General features: G+C 63.3%; 8 protein-coding genes. 7 read left to right on the plus strand and 1 reads right to left on the minus strand.

Annotated elements, in window-relative coordinates; genetic code table 11:
* The 6 genes from VHE12_07275 to VHE12_07300 form a co-directional block, all read left to right on the plus strand.
* The coding region (locus VHE12_07275) for a hypothetical protein (GenBank protein HVZ80585.1) at positions 1 to 1,440 on the plus strand (1,440 nt) is incomplete at its 5' end.
* A 287-nt stretch (positions 1,441 to 1,727) separates the two neighbouring features.
* Positions 1,728 to 3,950 carry a glycoside hydrolase family 18 protein gene (locus tag VHE12_07280; GenBank protein ID HVZ80586.1) on the plus strand — a complete coding sequence of 741 codons (2,223 nt, stop codon included), beginning with the start codon at positions 1,728 to 1,730 and terminating at the stop codon, positions 3,948 to 3,950.
* A 287-nt stretch (positions 3,951 to 4,237) separates the two neighbouring features.
* A complete protein-coding gene (locus tag VHE12_07285) occupies positions 4,238 to 8,443 on the plus strand; it encodes a FlgD immunoglobulin-like domain containing protein (GenBank protein ID HVZ80587.1) in 4,206 nt (1,401 codons plus the stop codon).
* Between the two features lie 269 nt (positions 8,444 to 8,712).
* Complete coding sequence (locus VHE12_07290; GenBank protein ID HVZ80588.1) at positions 8,713 to 11,976, plus strand: polysaccharide lyase family protein; 3,264 nt, start codon at positions 8,713 to 8,715, stop codon at positions 11,974 to 11,976.
* On the plus strand, positions 11,976 to 14,534 hold the full coding sequence (locus VHE12_07295; GenBank protein HVZ80589.1) for a glycosyl hydrolase family 28 protein: 2,559 nt from the start codon (positions 11,976 to 11,978) through the stop codon (positions 14,532 to 14,534). The genes VHE12_07290 and VHE12_07295 overlap by 1 nt, the downstream gene beginning before the upstream one ends.
* A 200-nt stretch (positions 14,535 to 14,734) precedes the next feature.
* On the plus strand, positions 14,735 to 16,195 hold the full coding sequence (locus VHE12_07300) for a hypothetical protein (protein ID HVZ80590.1): 1,461 nt from the start codon (positions 14,735 to 14,737) through the stop codon (positions 16,193 to 16,195).
* Positions 16,196 to 16,200: 5 nt separating this feature from the next.
* Here the strand turns inward: VHE12_07300 and otsB are convergent, their stop codons facing one another.
* Positions 16,201 to 16,935 carry a trehalose-phosphatase gene (gene otsB, locus VHE12_07305; protein HVZ80591.1) on the minus strand — a complete coding sequence of 245 codons (735 nt, stop codon included), beginning with the start codon at positions 16,933 to 16,935 and terminating at the stop codon, positions 16,201 to 16,203.
* A gap of 263 nt (positions 16,936 to 17,198) precedes the next feature.
* Here otsB and VHE12_07310 point away from each other — a divergent pair, with 263 nt between their 5' ends.
* Positions 17,199 to 19,028, plus strand: coding sequence for an AraC family transcriptional regulator (locus tag VHE12_07310; GenBank protein HVZ80592.1), 1,830 nt, complete (start codon positions 17,199 to 17,201; stop codon positions 19,026 to 19,028).
* The last annotated feature ends 18 nt before the right edge of the window (positions 19,029 to 19,046 follow it).

Here is a 19,046-nt window from a genome sequence, read left to right on the forward strand (position 1 = left end):
CCTTCTTCCACCGCGACCTCCACGTCCACGGCCACCGCGACCCGGACGAGCACCTTCACCTTTACCCCGTCCAGCACCCCGACGGTCACGAACACCTCCACTTCGACCAATACCCGGACCATCACCCCCACCCCGACCGACACCAGCACCGGGACCCTTCCGCCGACGGCCACGCCGACCTCCACCGCCTCGAACACGCCGACTTCCACGAACAGCTTCACGTCCACCCCGACCAACACCCTGGCCAATACGGCGACGGCCTCGATGACGCCTAGTGCGACAGCCTCCAGCACTCCAACGGCTTCATGGACATCGAGCTGGACCGCGTCCCCCACCGCTACCCCTACGGCTTCACCCTCGTCCACTCCAACGGTCACCCGGACCTTCACGAACACCGATGTGATCACCCCCACGCCCACCGGAACGCCGACGGCTTCGATGACGCCTACGGCCTCCCTTACCGCTACGCCTTCGGCGACGCCGACCGCCAGTTCCACGTCCACGAACACCGCCACGCCGCCCTTCACCTCGACCTTCACCCATACTCCCACGGCCACTTTCACCTTCACCTCGACGCCGACCGCCACCCCCACGGCGCCGGTCATCACGCTGAGCCTGGGCGGATCCCAACCCGGCGGGGCGACCTTGTTGCCGGGGACCTCGGGTGTGCCGGTCCTTCAGGTGCAGTTGACCAACCCCAGTTCTTCCGCCGCGACCTTGACGGGACTTCAATTGACCGCCTCGGGGACGGGGGATAGCGACACGGGGATCGGCGGCGTGAGCGTTTACCGGGACGGCAACGGGAACGGGATCGTGGATGGAGGGGATAGCCTGCTGGGAAGCGGGACCTTCAGTTCCGGGATACTGACCATGACCTTTTCGACCTCGACCCTCGTATACGCGGCTTCGTCCGGGGACCTTTTGGTGGTCTATGACTTCTCCGGCGCCGCTTCCGCGGGGACCTATCAGGGTGGGATCATGACCAACACCTCGGTCTATGGGACGGGCGGGAACAACCAGGCCCTGCAATTCACCGGCGCGGCGGTCAGCAGCCCTTCCTTCACGATCGTCCTCCCGACCCCCACCTCCACTTCCACGCCGCTGCCCACGGCCACGCCGACCATGACCTTCACGGGAACGCCCACGCCCATCCTGAAGACCACCATCTGCCCGGCCCAGCCGAACCCCGCCACCGGATCCGGGGAGATCAATGTTTGCGTGAGCGTACCGGGACCTTCCACGGTCGCGCTGGAGGTCTATACGGCCGCCTTCCGGAAGGTCTATTCGAAGTCGGCCCTGGTGGCCGGCGCGGGCACCCTTTCCTGGGACCAACGGGACCAGTGGGGAACCCCGGTGTCCAACGGCCTCTATTACATCCGCATGGAAGTCTCGGGGCCGGCGCCCACCGCGAAGGTCCTGAAGGTGCTGGTCCTCCACTGACCCTTTTGGCCGGGTGACCTTTCCAAAATTCCAGGCGGTGGAACCTGAAGGGCCCGTTCCTTCCATGAGGCCGTTTGACCGGTTCAACGGATAAAGTGACATCAGAATCGCCGGAAATGGACATCGCTATTTTCGGCTTCTGGTAACGTTTCCTCGTCGGGACCGATCCATTTTCCTTTGAAGAGGGGAACGTGAGAGAGCTTCGCGTGGGTGCTTTGGGGCGCGGCCTACTGAAAACGATTTCAAGACGTCCGGCGATCTTCCCCTTCCTTCTGTTCATTTCTTGCGTGATCCCGAAGGCCTGGGCCGCCCCGCCCTACCAGGTGGTTTGTTACGCCCTGCAGGACACCAAGTCCAGCACCTCCAGCCTCACCGGGAGCGCCGGGGCCATCAACTGGAACAGCGACGTGCCTTGGGGCGACCTGACGGTCATCGCGGACGCCTTTTACCAGCCCAACGCCAACAAGACCTTCACCAACGTGGGGGCCAAGGGGAACACCCTCATTACGGCCGCCCACAGCCACGGGGTGCGCTGCATCGTGTCCCTGGGCGGGGCAGGGCAGGATGGGGCCTTCGCCACCCTCTGTTCCTCGGCCAACCGGGCGGCCTTCGCCTCGGCGGTCAGCAACCTAGTGGCGACCAACGGCTACGACGGCGTGGACATCGACTGGGAGACCCCCGGGGCCGCGCCCCAGGCGGACGCCACCGCGATGATGCAGCTCATCTACCAGGACATCAAAGCCCTGCCCAATTCCACTTTCGACAACCAGCCCCGGACGGTCTCCTTCGCGACGGTGGATTACGTGCGGGACATCTACAACATGACCACCCTGGGGAGCTACACCGACTGGTGCTTCTACATGGGTTACGATTGGTACGACTGTCCCAACAAGTACAACGGTCCCCTGAACCTCATCAAGAACGGGATCGCGGCCATGACCAATGGGAGCCATTGGGCCTATCCCCTCTCCAAGATGGTCCTGGGATGTCCCCTTTACACCAACGATTACGACGGCGGTTGCGGGGCCCAGGAATACCAGACCCTTTCCACCCTCCATTTGGGGACGGCCGGGGCCTACAACGCGACCTATGCGGAGCAGTCCTACACGGCGAACGGCCATCAGGTCTATGTGGACACGGCCCAGAGCTATTGCGACAAGATCAATTGGGCCGTCGGGTCGGGTTTGCGGGGTATCGGCATGTGGGACCTGGGCCAGGGCCTGCCCTATACCGACAGCCTGATGTCGCCCATCTGGGACGTCATCGGCGGCAACAGCGCCTGTCTGACGGTCGTGGGCTCGACGCCCACCCCGACCCGGACGGCTTCGATGACGCCTACGGCGTCCCTCACCGCTACACCTTCGGCTACGCCAACGCGGACTTCGACGGCCACCGCCACCGCGACGAATTCGGCCACCCGCACGAATACTTCCACGGAGACCGCTACGTCCACCTTCACGCGGACGGCTTCGATGACACCTACGGCCTCCCTCACCGCTACGCCTTCGGCTACGCCAACCCGCACTTTCACGGCCACTTCGACCAACACGGCCGCCAACACTTCGACCCATACCGCGACGGCCACCGCCACCCGGACGAACACTTCCACTGGGACCGCCACCGCTACCTTTACGCGGACGGTTTCGATGACGCCTTCGGCGTCCCTCACCGCTTCGCCTTCGGCTACGCCAACTCGCACTTTCACGGCGACTTCCACCAACACGGCCACCAATACCGCGACCTCTACGGTGACTTCGACCCCGACGGTGACCTCGACCTCCACGAATACTTCGGTCATTACGCCGACCCCGACGGATTCGATGACGCCTACGGCGTCCCTCACCGCTTCGCCTTCGGCTACGCCAACACGCACGTTCACCGGGACTTCCACCGTGACTTCGACCCCGACGATGACGTCCACTCCAACGCTGTCGCCTACCGCGACCGCGTCTTCGACGTCCACAAGGACGGCGACGGATTCGATGACGGCTACGCCGTCCCTCACCGCTTCGCCTTCGGCTTCGCCCACGCACACGCCGATGCAGCCCACGAATACCTTCACCTCGACCGCGACGCCCACGGCTACTTCGACATTCACCCTGACGAGGACATCCACCCCCAGTTCCACGCCGACCACCACGTCAACTCCGACCCATACCTTCACTCGAACCTTTACTCCGACGGCGACGAGGACCTCGACCGCCACGGCGACTTCGACCCCGACCCCGAACGGCAATGGACGGCCCGTCGTTTATCCCAACCCGGCTCCGGGTCCCACGGTGAACCTCTTGCCGCCGCCCTATCCGGGGATCGGGACGGTCGAAGTGGATGTCTTCACCGGCGCTTTCCGAATGGCGGCCCATTGGGAGTTCGCCAATGTTCCATCGGGGGTTTCCGTGGTCGTTCCCTTGACCGATGGCCGTGGTTCTCCTCTGGCCAACGGGATCTATTACCTGAGGGTCCGTACTCCGGCGGGTCACTTCCTGACCAAGTTGCTGGTCCTTCGCTGATCGGGACGGTCCATCGAACGGATCGAACCTCGCTTGGCTTGAACGAGAAAGAGAACGCCAGTCCTCCAGCCGCAGAAAAAACCCGAAAAAAGTTTTAGAGAGTTCCGGGATCCATTGGGTCCTTTTTGAGCCAATTTCTTGTCCCTTTTGGTCCCGGGCGGTATATTTTTTCCGAAGTTCCAGTGTTTGAACGTCTTTCCACCCCACCAACACAGGACCTTGCCCGGCTAAATAAATTGCAATTTCATTGAACCGGTTCAAGAAAACGATTTAAACGACAGGTGAGCATGCCCGTTCTCCGGTTCAAGTACCTTTCCTTCTATATTCTCCTCCCGATCGTCCTTTTCCTCATCGCCGCTCCTTCCATGGCCGCCGGTGTTTCCGTCACCGTCAACGCCGCCTCGGCCATCCGGACCATTCCGGACACCCTTTTCGGCCAGAACATGTCCGTCTATGACGGTTCCGCGACGGCGGGCAACACGAACTATGTGAATGCCCTGAGCGCCATGGGGACCTACAACCTTCGCTTCCCGGGTGGGAGCTGGTCCGACGGCGTGGACTGGAGCAACCTGGAGAACGGGCCGGCCCCGGGCTGTTCCTCCGGCTCCTACATCATCAACATCAGCGAGGGGATCGCCTTCGCCAAGGCCGCCAACGTTCCACTCCAATGCATCGTGAACTACGGGGGCTATTGGTGTCCCGGGGGCGCCACCAGCCATGGCCACGCGGCGGCGGTGTCGCTGGCGTCGGCCTGGGTCAATTACATGAACAAGGGAGCGGGGAACTACAAGGTCACCTATTGGGAAGTGGGGAACGAGATCTTCGGGAGCTGGGAGAACGGCTACGAGACGAACGGCACCAATTACGGGAACAACTTCGTGGACTTCTACAACGCCATGAAGGCCGTGGACAGCACCATCAAGGTCGGGGCCATCTGCCAGGACGAGTCGGGATGGATGCCCTGGTCGGAGGCGGCCCTTTCCGCCATCAAGGCCAAGGGCGTCACGCCGGACTACCTCATCTCCCACGCCTATCCCATCGGGAACGCCGCGGACAACACGACCGTGGACAACCAACTGCTCACCACCGAAGTGGACGCCGCCACGACCCGCACCAGCGAGATGAACACCATCCTGTCCACGGCGGGTTTCACCCCCGGCAGCATCCCCTATTGGATGACCGAATACCGTAGCACTGCGCCCGAGCAGAAGACGGTGGAGTGGGTGGACGCCATGTGGAGCGCCCAATACCTGCTGGAACTCGGCCGGAACGGTTGGCAGGGCGCGAACATCTGGGCCATCAAGAACGGGTTCAGCTCGGCGGTCACCTCGGACTTCGGGCTTTTGCGCGGCGGCAGCGCTAATTCGGACGACACCCCCGCCAACAACCCCCGGCCGGCCTGGTACATCTTCCCCTACCTCTCCAAGGTCTTCGGGCGGAACCTGGTCTCCGCCACGACCAGCCTGGCGGCCCAACGCTGCTGGGCCTCGAAGGACGCGTCGGGCAACCTAACGGTCTTCACCGTGAACAATACGGCCACCAGCAATACGGTCACCATCACCGTCTCGGGCTTCTCGCCGGGGACCTCGGGCAACATCTGGACCCTGGCCCCGGCGGGCACGACCAAGTCGGGGGCTTCCACCCCGGCCCAGGAACTCCGTTGGATCAGCGTCAACGGCACCACGAACCCGGCGGTCTCCGCCGTGCCTGGAACGGGCAACTCCATCACTACGGGGGCCAGCTTCCCGGTGACGGTCCCGGCCTACAACATGGTCTTGGTCAAGGTCCCGCCCGGCGGCACGCCGGTCCCCACCTCCACCCCGACCCGTACCGTGACGCCCACGCCCACCCAGTGCACGATCCTCCTGAACGGGACGAACTCCCTGACCGAGAACGGGACCTGGAGCGGGGTGAACGCCACCCGGAGCATCGCGACCTCGGGCCTGCCGTCGGGCATGCCCTCGGAGGGGTCGGGGGCCCTGCAGGTCCATATCACGACCGGGTCCGCCTATAACGCCGACATCGCCAACCTGGCGGGGTTCTCCCCGGCGGTCTTCGGGTCCGCGGTGCAGCTCCAAATGGAGGTGAACGCCGCCGCCACGCTGGTCTCGGCCTTGGGCGGCTGGCATAGCCTCGTCCTGGTGGCCGATTCCTCCGCCGGACCGGTCACGACCTGGCAGTCCATCTCCTCCGATTCCCCGACCTTGGTGGCGGGCCAGCAGACCCTGACCTTCAACCTGGACTATCCCCAGGCCATCACTTCCGCCTCCGCCCTGAGCACCCTGCGGATCGTCCTCAACGCCCAGAACGCGGCCGTCGGCGACCTTTTCATCGACAACATCCGGCTGGTCAATTCCTGCGGGATCGCCACCCCGACCTTCACCCCGACCCGCACCCCCACGCCCTGCTCAGCGCTTTTCAACGGCTGCCAGAGCGCCGTCGAGAACGGGACTTGGAGCGGGAACAACGCGACCCGGACCTTCGTGAATTCCGCCGGGGCGGTGGCCGGGATGCCCTCCCAAGGGACGACCTGCATGAAGGTCCAGGTGACCACCCCCAGCGGTTACAACAACGACCTCTTCAACCTGAGCGGCTTCACCCCGACCGATCTCTATGGGACCACCCGTATCTCCATGGACCTCTACGCCGATGCCGCCCTGGTCGGCGGCGGCTACAACCAGTTGATCCTTTTCGCCGACTCCGGCCCGAACGGCATTTCCTACCAGGGCCTGTCCTCCACGGTCCCCACGGTGGTGGCAGGTCTACAGACCCTGACCTGGACCATCGATTTCCAGAACCCCGGGGGAGGGGCCAGCTCCCTCACCTCGGCCATGCCCATCACCAAGCTCTATTTCGTCTACAACACCGGCGCCCCGACGGCCCTGGGGAACTTCTACGTGGACAACATCCAGTTCCTCCACGACGGGTGCATCCCGACCCACACGCCCGTCCCGACGGCTACGCCCACCCGCACGGCCACTTCGACCCCCACCAACAGCCCCACGCGGACGCCTTCGTCCACGCCCACGAGCACCAGTAGCCCGACCGCCTCGCCCAGCATGACCCTTACGTCCTCGCCCACGGCGACGCGCACTTCGACCCCCACGGCTTCGATGACGCCGACGGCGTCCCTTACGGCTACGCCTTCGGCTTCGCCAACCCGTACCTCCACCTCGACAGCGGCCAGTACGGCGACTTCCACCCCGTCTTCCACGGCAAGCCGCACGGCCACTTCCACCGCCTCCAATAGCCCGACGGCGAGCGCCACCTCCAGCTTCACCCCGACCTCCACGCCTACCCGGACGGCTTCGATGACGTCCACGGCTTCGCCCTCCTCGACCCCAACGGTCACCCGTACCTTCACGAATACCGATGTCATCACGCCCACCCCGACCTCGACCCCCACGGTCACCGTGACCTCCACGGCCAGCGGTACTCCGACGTCCACTTTCACGAATACCCCGACCGCGACGGCTTCGCCCTCTCGGACATCCACTTCGACCTCGACGGCGACCGCCACCTTCACCATGACCCTCACCGGGACCCCCACCTCCACTCCGACGATCACCCCGACCCCCACTAACACCGATGTGATCACCCCGACGCCGACTTCGACGGGGACGATGACCTTCACACCTTCCCCGACCGCCACTTATTCACCGACCCCGACCTTTACGTCGACTTCGACGGATTCGATGACGCCTAGCGCGACAGCCTCCAGCACTCCAACGCCTTCATCGACATCAAGCTGGACGGCGTCCCTCACCGCTTCGCCTTCGGCTACGCCAACACGAACGTTCACCGGGACTTCCACCGTGACTTCGACCCCGACGGTGACGGCGACTTTCACGAACACCAATGTCATCACGCCCACCCCGACCTCCACGGGGACTTCGACCGGAACCTCGACGGCTTCGACTACGGCGACTACGTCGCCTAGCGCGACAGCCTCCAGCACTCCAACGGCTTCATCGACATCGAGCTGGACCCTCACCGCTTCGCCTTCGGCTACGCCAACTTGGACCTCCACTTCGACCCCGATGGTGACCTTCACCCCATCCGCTACCGCTACTCGGACCCCTACATCGACCTCCACGGTCACTTTCACCCCAACCTTCACCCTGACCCCTTCTTTCACCCCGACGGTCACGCTGACCCCGACGCCCAGTTCAACATCCACCAAGACCTCTACGGCCACCGGCGTTCCCAAAAAGGGCGGGGTCGTTCCTTATCCCAATCCGGTGTCCGGGCCTGGCCCCATTTCGGTCCAGATCACCCTGATCCAGCCGGAAAGCGATGTGAAGCTCACGGTCTTCACGACGGCTTTCCGGAAAGTGAATGAAATGGACCTGGGCGCACTGCCGATCGGGGTCTATCAAGTCGGTCTGTCCCTCAGGGACAAAGCGGGTGCGGACCTGGCCAATGGCCTTTATTACATCGTGGTCCATAGTTCGGAAGGCCGGTTTATCGGAAAACTCCTGATCTCCCGCTAGCCTCAGAGCGCGGGAAGGTCTTGGAAAAGTTGCGGGATGTTCCGTCCCCGGAAAGCCTTTACCCAAAATTCCCCTGTAACCTTTGGCGGCCGCTCACGATAGTTCGGTATGATTTGAACATCGGACGTTCCCTTGAAGGGGTTTCCACGCCCGGATGTTGAACCGGTTCAATTAAAAAGTTTTCCAAAGACTCCGCGCCTGAAAGCCGGATGAGGTCGATGATCGCGAAACGCTTAAAACAATTTTTCTTTCTGCTTTCCTTCCTATTCTTGGAAGCGCTTCCGCTTTGGGCCAATGTCCCCGGCGGGGGCACGGGGACCGGCGGCAACGTCACGGTCACCGACAACGGCGGCACCGTGGTCCTGGCCAACGGCATCGTGTCCGTCACCATCAATAAATCCAACGGCAACATCACCAATTTCACCTACAACGGGACCAATCTGCTCTCGGGGGGGCACGGGGGCGGTTACTTCTATTGGGATGGTTCCGGTGGGCCGACGCTCTCGAGCGCCGTTTACACCTTGAGCGTCAATCCGTCCGGTAACGGAGGGAACCAGGCGGAGGTCTGGCTCCAATCGACCGCCGATCCGATGGATATGGCCGTCTATTACGACCTCAACCGCGGCCAGCAGGGCATCTACGTGACCATGATCCTCACCCACCAATCCGGTTATGCCGACTATCCGGGGGCGGAACTGCGGTCGAACGTCTATGTTGGTTCCATCTTCGACTGGCTTTGCGTGGATCCTTACCGTTTCCGTCAGATGGCCTCGCCCAACGACAGTTCGGTGGCCGTGGCGGGCGCGCCCGCCGAGGTCACCCAATGGACCAGCGGGATCTACAACGGTCTCACGGAATGCAAATACGCCTATAGCGCTCCCCTTGGCCAATTGGACACCTGGGGCTGGGCTTCCAGCAGTTCGGTCGACGGCATCTGGCAAGTGCTCCCGAGCCATGAGTATTACGATGGCGGGCCCATGCACCGGGAACTCACCGAGCACATCGGCAACACGCTCCTGAACATGTTCGGCGGCGGGCACTATGGATTCGGATCGACCCAGGACCAACCGGCCGGGACCTTCTCCTCCAAGACCTTTGGCCCGGCTTTTATTTACGCCAACAAGTACACGGGATCCGCCGGCGACCCCGTCTCCCTCAAGGCCCGGACCCTTTGGGCCGACGCCCAGGCCCAGGCCGCCGCCGAACAGGGCGCTTGGCCCTATACCTGGTTCCATCCCCAGACGCCCAGCGGAATGAGCGGCTCCCCCTATCCCCAGGACAGCGGGCGGGGGACCGTGAGCGGGACCCTGGCCATCAACGATCCCAACAACCCCGGCGCCTCACCGGTGAGTCTCTGGATCGGTTTGGCGCCGGATAACGGCGGGACCGATTTCCAGCAGCAATACCTGACCTACCAGTTCTGGGTGCGCACCGGGGCCGGAGGGAGCTTCTCCATCCCGCACGTTTTGCCCGGCGCCTACAACCTCTGGGCCTTCGGTCCGGGCGCCATCGGTACCTTCAAGCGGACCGGGGTCAATGTGAACGCGGGTTCCACCGTCAACCTGGGCACGGTCACCTGGGGCCCGTTGCGCTTGGGCCCCACCGTCTGGGAGATCGGGACGCCGGACCGGGATTCCAACGAATTCTTCAACGGGGAACATTCGCTCACGCCCTATAACGGCGCCCTTCCGCGCTACGCGGGCGGCGCTCCCTATAACAGCCCCACCGCCTGGGGCGCCTTCCTGGATTACGCGAACCAGTTCCCGGGCGGGGTCAGCTTCACGGTGGGGAGCAGCAACCCGGGGACCGATTGGAACTACTGCCAACCCACCACCTATACGGGATCCGCCTACACCGGGACGACTTCCCGGATCTATTTCAACCTTGCCTCCGCGCCCTCGGCGGCCCAGACCGCCCGGCTTTATATCGCCTTTGCCTCGAATTACAGTTCCGCCTGCATCTTGACGGTCAATGGGACCGTCCAGACCGCCGCGGTCATGGGGTCCACCAACGGCCAATACGCGTCCATCACCAATCCGGCGACGGGTTTTTATCCCCCGGCCCACAGTTTTGACAGCATTGTCCGCCTGGGTTCGCAGGGTGCCTGGGGGGACGCCTACCTGGACTTCGCGGCCAACAAGCTCCACGCGGGGACGAACGAGATCGATATCGGCATGCGGCCCGCCGGCGGCGCGGGCAATGGGAACGGGTTCGAATACGACTATTTGCGCCTGGAAATGACGGGATACAGTTCTTCGTCCTCACCGACGGCTACGCCCACCAGGACGTCGACGGCGACATGGACCGCGTCATCGTCCCCGACGGCCACGGCTTCGACTACGCCGACTCCGTCGGCTACGCTCACCGCTACGCCTTCGGCTTCGCCCACCAAAACCTTCACGGCGTCGGGGACTCCGACAGCCACTTCGACCCGGACCTTTACGGCGACGGCCTCGAACACGTCTTCGTCCACGGCGACGGCCACGCGCACCCATACCCCGGTGCCGCCTACGAACACTCCCACCATCACGGCGTCTTCCACGTCCACGGCGACGAGGACGGCCACGGCTTCGACTACGCCGACTCCGTCGGCTACGCCCACAAAGACCAATACCATGACGGCCACGTTCACCTGGACCAGCACCCCGACGGCTTCGACTACGGCGACTCCGTCGCCTACGCTCACCGCTACGCCTTCGGCTTCGCCAACGCCCACGCCGGTTCCACCCACGAATACCTTCACCTCGACCGTAACGTCCACCGCCACGATGACGCCGACGGCTTCGATGACGCCTAGCGCGACAGCCTCCAGCACTCCAACGCCTTCATCGACATCAAGCAGTTCGATGACGGCTACGCCTTCCCTCACTGCGAGCTGGACGCCGTCCCTCACCGCTTCGCCTACGCACACGCCCGTGCCGCCAACAGCCACTTTCACGAACACGAATAGTCCTGTTCCGCCGACGGCTACCTTCACAAATACCAATAGTCCGGTGCCGCCCACGTCTACCTCGACCCGTACCTTTACGGAAACCTCCACAAATACACCCACGAACACCGCCGTTCCTCCGACGGCCACCATGACCCGGACCTTCACTTCCACAGCCTCGGGAACCCCCACCCCGACGAACAGCTTCACTGCCACCTGGACCTTGCCCCCCACCTTTAGCTACACGCCGACGGTTACCCCGACATTGACCTGGACTTCAACTCCTACCTTCCCACTCCTCACTCCTACCTTCACGCCGGGGACCGGCGTGACCGCGGTGATCTATCCGAACCCGGCGACCGGGGATGGCTTCAACATCCAGGTGACGGGGATGACCACGGTGGACAAGGTCCAGGTGCAGGTGGAGACAACGGCCTTCCGCAAGGTGAACGAGATGACCTTCCATAGCCAAGGGCCGGGGACGGCGATCCTGGCCGTGCCCGCGACGGACGCTTCGGGCGCGCCGCTGGCCAACGGGGTCTATTACGTGATCGTCCGCACCGAAGGCGCACGGATCACCCTGAAATTGATGGTGCTACGTTGATGCACTGGGTCCCCAAACCGCCCGCTTTCGCCGTTTTCCTGTTCCTTGGCGCCTCGGTCCAGGCTCAGACCCTCAACATCACTTCCGCTCCCTACAACGCCACCACGGGCAGCACGGACAACCGGGCCGCCATCCAGGCGGCCATCAACGCGGTGGGGAGCGGCGGGACCGTGCTGGTCCCCTCGGGGACCTTCCTTTCCGGCCCCTTGACATTGAAGAGCAACATGACCTTCCAGATCGCCTCGGGCGGGACCCTCAAGATGACCGCTTTCGGGACCTTCCCCCAGAACACGAGTTTCGTCTATGGGACCAACCTCACCAACCTCACCCTGAACGGGTCGGGGACCATGGACGGCCAAGGCGCGGCCTGGTGGACGGATTTCAACAACGGCAATCCGGACAACCGGCCCCCAGCCATGATCTACCTCTCCAAGTCTTCCAACGTGACCCTGATGGGGATCACGGTCAAGGATTCGCCCAAGTTCCACATCCAAACCCTGGGGTCCATGAACGGGGTCTATTGCTCGGGCTTGAGCATCACGGCGGCCTGGCCTTCGCCCAACACCGACGGCATCGACCTGAGGGGGAAGAACTACCTGATCGAGAACTGCTACATCAGCGACGGGGACGACGTCATCCAGATCGGGGGCAGTTCGGACAACTGCCAGGCCATCACCATCCGCAACTGCACCTTCGGCACCGGCCACGGCCTTTCCATCGGGGGTTACACCCAGGGCGGGGTGAGCGACCTGTTGGTGGACAACTGCACCTTCAACGGCACCCAGTACGGCATCCGGTGGAAGACGGGCCGGGACCGGGGCGGGGTCATCACCAACCTGACCTACTCCAACATCACCATGACCAACATCCTGCTCTATCCCTTCTTCCTGACCAGCTTCTACCCGAATCCCTCGTCCCTGCCGCCCACCACCGACGACACCCAGGCCATCACCAGCACCACGCCCTTCTGGAGCAATATCACGCTCCGGAACATCACGGCCACCACGGCTTCCAGCGGCGCCAAGAGCCCGGGAATTATGTGGGCGGTGGCGGAGGCTCCGGTCTCCAATGTGACGCTCGACGGCGTCACCGTGACGGGTCCCAGTGGGAAGAACTTCGAGTTCCACCACGCCAGGAACGTGACCATCCTGTGCAATGTCCGGGTGGACGGACAGGCGCCCCCGACCGACATCGGGTCCTTCGACGCGACCATCACCTACCCGCCCTGCGGGAGCGCCACCAATACCTTCACCCCGACCCGGACGAACACGCCGGTGCCGCCGACGGCGACCTTGACCCGGACCAACAGCCCGACCTCAACCCCTACTTTCACAGCCACTTCGACCCGGACGGCTTCGATGACGCCTAGCGCGACAGCCTCCAGCACTCCAACGCCTTCATCGACATCAAGCTGGACGGCGTCCCTCACCGCTACGCCTTCGGCCACGCGCACCCATACCCCGGTGCCGCCTACGAACACCCCCACCGCCACGGCGTCTTCCACGTCCACGGCGACGAGGACGGCCACGGCTTCGACTACGCCGACTCCGTCGGCTACGCCCACAAAGACCAATACCATGACGGCCGCGTTCACCTGGACCAGCACCCCGACGGCTTCGACTACGGCGACTCCGTCGCCTACGCTCACCGCTACGCCTTCGGCTTCGCCAACGCCCACGCCGGTGCCACCCACGAATACCTTCACCTCGACCGCAACGTCCACCGCCACGATGACGCCGACCAGGACCTTCACGGTGACGGCGGTCCCACCCACCGCTACCGCGACGGCCTCCTCCACGGCGACTTCCACTTCGACCCCTTCGGGAACGCCCACGAATACGGCGGTCATCACTCCCACGGCGACCTCCACCGCCACCAGAACGGGGACCCCGACCGCCTCTTCCACCTTTACGGTCTCATCGACGCCCAGTTCCACCCCCACCCCGAGCTTCACCGCCTCTTTCACGCCCTCGAGCACCGCCACGAGAACCTTCACGGCGACGGCGGTCCCACCCACGGCTACCGCGACGGCTTCGATGACGCCTAGCGCGACAGCCTCCAGCACTCCAACGCCTTCATCGACATCAAGCTGGACGGCGTCCCTCACCGCTTCGCCTTCGGCTACGCCCACCCGGACTTTCACCCCGACGAACAGTTCCACCGCCACCTGGACCTGGACCCCCACGGGGACGCCCACCCCCACCCTGTCACAGACGCCTACGGCGACGCAGACAGGGACTCCGTCCTTCAGCCCCACCCTCACGCCCACGGCGGGGAACGGGATCCAGGCGGTGATCTACCCGAACCCGGTGTCAGGGGACGGCTTCAACATCCAGGTGACGGGGATGACCACGGTGGACAAGGTCCAGGTGCAGGTGGAGACGACGGCCTTCCGCAAGGTGAACGAGATGACCTTCCATAGCCAAGGGCCGGGGACGGCGATCCTGGCCGTGCCCGCGACGGACGCTTCGGGCGCGCCGCTGGCCAACGGGGTCTATTACGTGATCGTCCGCACCGAAGGCGCGCGGATCATCCTCAAATTGATGGTCTTGCGATGAATGGTCGCCCTGTCGTTTTTTGATCGTGGATCGCTGAAAAAGAGCGATTTCTAACGGGTCGGTCAGGTCTTGGTGGCCTGAGAAAGGGCCAAGTTCGTTCCAACATAGGCGCTTTATCATTAAATTATTTGCCCCGTGGATGGCACTGAAAATGCACCTGGAACCAGGCAATATTTTCAGTGTTTTCCGAGTGGGGTCCAATGCGTTCTTCCTTCAAGGTCCTGGGGTGTCTAGGGTGGATGATCTTGTCCTGGGTGGCGGGGTGTAACAGGCCCTTTTCAGGCCCGGCCGCTCCTGGCATTTCGAACTCCTTGTCGACCCCGACGGATACCCAATTTCCATCCAAGACCTGGACGCCCACGATCACGGATACCCACACCCCGTCCCCGACCATGACCGCTTCACCCTCGTCCACGCCCGTCCCCTCCGATACTTGCACGGGGACGCCGTCCATGACACGGACCGCTTCCTTTACCTGCACGGAGACGCCCACTTCCAGCCCGACTTCCACCTTTTCTGCCACCCTTACCCCGACTGCGACTGATCCGAATACGGCGACCTCGACGTCGACCGTGAGCTGGACCCCGTCGCCGACGCTCACCGCGTCGCCATCCGCCACCCCTTCGGGGACCTCCACTTCGTCCCCGACCCCCAGCGCCACCGGGACCCCCACTCCCTCCGCGACCGCCACGGCCTCGGCTACCGCCACGCCGACCCAGAAGCCCTTGGGGTGGGTGCAGGCCACCGCTTCGGCGTCTTTTGGTCCCCGGATGTTCTCGGGGTACGCCGTCTTCAACAATAAGATGTGGCTGATCGGAGGTGGGACCGATTGCTCCATCCAAGGCGGGGTCAAGGCGGACGTCTGGTCCTCGACCGATGGGATCACCTGGACCGAGGTCCTGGCCAATCCTCCTTTCGGAACCCGGTGGGGATGCGGGACGGTGGTATTCAACGGCAAATTGTGGGTCATCGGCGGAGTGGTCACAGGTGGTTTCGGGAATGATGTCTGGAATTCCAGCGATGGGGTCCAGTGGACCCAAGTCACGGCCGCCGCGCCTTTCGCAGCCCGGGAGGATTTTGGTTGCGTGGTCTTCAATGGACGCATTTGGGTCATCGGCGGGGACAATAGCCTAGGGCTGGCCGCGATGTCGGATGTCTGGAGTTCGGCCGACGGTGCGAATTGGAAAAGGGAGGCTGATTTTCCCTCGGCTCGGGCCGGTGCTTCCTGTGTGGTGTTCAATGGGGCCATCTGGGTCATCGCCGGGGGAAAGGCCACTCCGGCGGGTGGGAACGCCTATTACGTTAACTCTTATTCGGATGCCTGGTATTCCAATGACGGGACCCATTGGACCCAGGCCACGGCCAACGCGGGTTTTTCAGGACGGGTCTATGCTTCCGCCCAGGTCTATTACAACCAGATCTGGCTCATGGGTGGGGCCGGTAGTTCCTATATGCCGACCATCCCCAACACGGGTGTGGATGATGACGTGTGGGTCACCAACGATGGGACGACCTGGACGCAAAAGTATGCGACCCTACCCTTCGCCAAACGATTCGCCGCTGAAAGCTACGCCTATAACAATTCCTTTTGGGTCGCGGGGGGCGGGGCCTTCTGGCCCGGGAGCGGCGCCTACTATCCTGACGTCTGGCATAACCCTTAAGGGGCTCAGCCCCGGGTGAAGCCGGCCAGCCACTCCAGGAGGGCCTTGGGGGAAGGGAAGCGCAGGTCCGAGTAACGCTTGGGGATACGGGTCCCCACGGCCACCTTCAAACCTTTTTTCCCGAGCGACTTGAAGACCGACAGGTCCGTGATGTCGTCCCCCGCATAGACCACCCGGTGGTCGGGAAAATGCCGGACGATCTTTTTCACCGCCTTGCCCTTGTTGAACCCCCTCGGCTTCGCCTCCAGCATCATCTTGCCCGCCATCAGGTCCCAGCGTTCCAAGGTGACGCTCCGCCGGAAGATCGCCCGGAATCCGCGCTCCAAAGACCGGACCTGGGCGGGGGACAGGGCAACGCCCCGGTAATGGAGGGTCGAGGAATAGGGTTTGTGCTCGATATGGATGCCGGGGAACCGGCGCAGGAGCGGCTGGACCGCTTTCCAAAGCCCTTGGGCCTCCTTGGCGTAGAAACGTTCCTGGGCCGGGCTGGCCAAGCGGAGGTGCTTGGGCAGGTTCCGGCTTTCAAAGCCGTGGGTCCCCACCATGGGGAAGTGGGGGAGGCCGGAGACCTTCCGGAGGCTTTTCAGGTAACGCCCGCTGATGAAGATGACCGGGTATCGCTTGCGCAGTCCCTGAAGGACCTTCTTCGCCCGGGGTGAAAGCAGGGAACGCTCCGGGTCCCGTTCGAAGTCAGTGAGGGTGCCGTCGTAGTCCAGCAAGAATAGGTGGGGTCGATCCATGGGGGGATTATAGCCAATCCCACTGCGGGACCTTGGAACAGGGATGGACAGCGATGGACCCGGATGGGCATCCCGTTGATCCGTCCTGAAGGCAGGTGGGTTCCCCCTTCGGAGGATCGATATCGGCGTTCGTCCTTGTTCCTTCGAGCTCCATATTTTGACCGGTTAGACCCATATCAAATTCTTGCCCTAGCCCTTACTCCCGGGGGACCCCCGTGATAAACTTGTAAAGTTATTGTCGAACCCCTATCAATGGATTGCGCATGAAACGCCCCAGGATCGACCTAAGGACCGGGACCGCCAGCGAGGCCGCCACGCCTCCTTGGCTTTCGCGCGTGCTTTCCAACAATGCGGTCATCAACCTTTTCACCGACTATGTCTCCTTGCCGTGCTACGTCGTGGACCGTCGCCAGCCCGACCTCTGGTACACCCTGGCCGCCCCCTCGGGCGATCCCTCGCCCTTCCAGTTCGAGCTCTATTTCGGGAAGAAGGCGGATCGCCTTCGGTACAACCATGATTGTTTCGAGAAGGCCGCCCATTTGAAAAAGGGCGTCCTGGAACAGCATTCGGGACTTTGGGATTACTTCGCCCCCGTGCTGCAGAACGGCAAATGCGTGGCCTATGTGGTGTCCGGTTCCTTCCAGCGGACCATCCCATCCTTCGAGGCCTTGTCCAAGCAATTCAGCCTTTTGGCCGGGAAGGCGCCGGGCCTGGCGGACCCCATCTTCAACGATTACGCCCGGATCCTCCTGCAGACCTCCCTGATCTCCGATCAGGCCCTCCCCGACTACCGGAAGCTCATCGACGCGCTGGCGAAGTTCGTGGCCGAGGAAAGGCCCGACCCGGGTTTCCTGGGCCAGGTGGAGAAAATGAAGGCCCAGGTCTTCTCGCAGCACATGGCCAACCGCATGTGGCATTACAGCCAGGTCAAGCGTAACCGCCTCCTTTGGGGGCCCTGGCAGGGGAGCGAACTGGCGCCCTGGGACCGGGATGAATTCCACCTGACCCGCCATCCCAACACGGTGCTGGCGGTCATGCTGGGCCGGGAGGGCGCGGTGGCCACCAGCGAGGTGCGGTCCATGGTCCAGTCGGCCCAGATGCAATGGGCCTGCTTCGAGATGGTGCGGCAACTTCCCGAGACGGTCTGCGGCAAGATGGAGAACCAGGGGGCCTTCTTCCTGACCTCCACCGATCCGAAGCGGAACGCCGCCCAAGCCCGCCTGCAGGTCCGGGACATGGCCATGGCCATCGAGGAACAATTGCGCAAGAAGTTCAAGACCTCGGTCTTCGTGGGCATCTCCCGTCTGGACCACGCCACCGAGGAACTGCCCGAGGCCTTCCAGGAATCCACCCTGGCCCTCCACCTGGGCCTGCACCATCAGAAGTCCCAGGTCTTCTACCAGGACCAATACGAGGCCAAACCCGAGAACACCGAGTTCACGGTCCTTCATTGGGCGGTGAAGCTGGTGGAGGCCTGCGGCCGGGCGGAGGAGAAGGAGATCCGGCTCATGCGGGAGGAATACGTGCGGGAAGCCCTGCGGGCCTCGGCGGAGAAAGCGGAGGTCCTGCGGGTCCATCTCATCCAGCTGCTCTTCATGCTGATGGAGACGGTCCAGAAACGGGCTCTGGTGGTGGAACCCCAATTCACCACCCTTTCGAAGGAATTGTCGGAGAAATACACCGGGGCCCTGACCTCGGCCGAGCTGTTGGGCCTTTTCCGCTCCCACCTGGAGTTCTTCTCGAACCTTTTCCAATCCCCCCTGAGGGGGGAGCGCAACTTCCGCTTGGAGCGGGCCAAGGATTACATCGCCCAGAACTTCCAAAGGTCCCTTTCCCTGACCGAGGTGGCCTCCCGGACGGGCTTTTCGGTCTCCCGTTTCAGCCGCTGCTTCAAGGAGTCCTTCGGCATGGGTTTCTCCGACTACCTGCTCCAACTGCGCTGTGACCACGCCCGGCGCCTGTTGGAGACCACCCGCCTTTCCATCGGCCAGATCGCCCAGGACTGCGGCTTCCAGTCCGCCAGCTATTTCATCCAGCAGTTCAAGCGCCGGTCGGGTCAGACCCCCCAGGCCTTCCGCCAGCAAAAGGGATGATCGGGGCTCGTGATGATT

This window comes from bacterium, from assembly GCA_035549195.1.
Classification (GTDB): Bacteria; Oederibacteriota; Muellerivitia; order Muellerivitales; family Muellerivitaceae; genus DASZRK01.

Coding starts and splice junctions, on each gene's coding strand:
- VHE12_07300 (HVZ80590.1), top strand. CDS start 14,735: ATGCGTTCTTCCTTCAAGGTCCTGGGGTGTCTAGGGTGGATGATCTTG.
- otsB (HVZ80591.1), bottom strand. CDS start 16,935: ATGGATCGACCCCACCTATTCTTGCTGGACTACGACGGCACCCTCACT.
- VHE12_07295 (HVZ80589.1), top strand. CDS start 11,976: ATGCACTGGGTCCCCAAACCGCCCGCTTTCGCCGTTTTCCTGTTCCTT.
- VHE12_07310 (HVZ80592.1), top strand. CDS start 17,199: ATGAAACGCCCCAGGATCGACCTAAGGACCGGGACCGCCAGCGAGGCC.
- VHE12_07285 (HVZ80587.1), top strand. CDS start 4,238: ATGCCCGTTCTCCGGTTCAAGTACCTTTCCTTCTATATTCTCCTCCCG.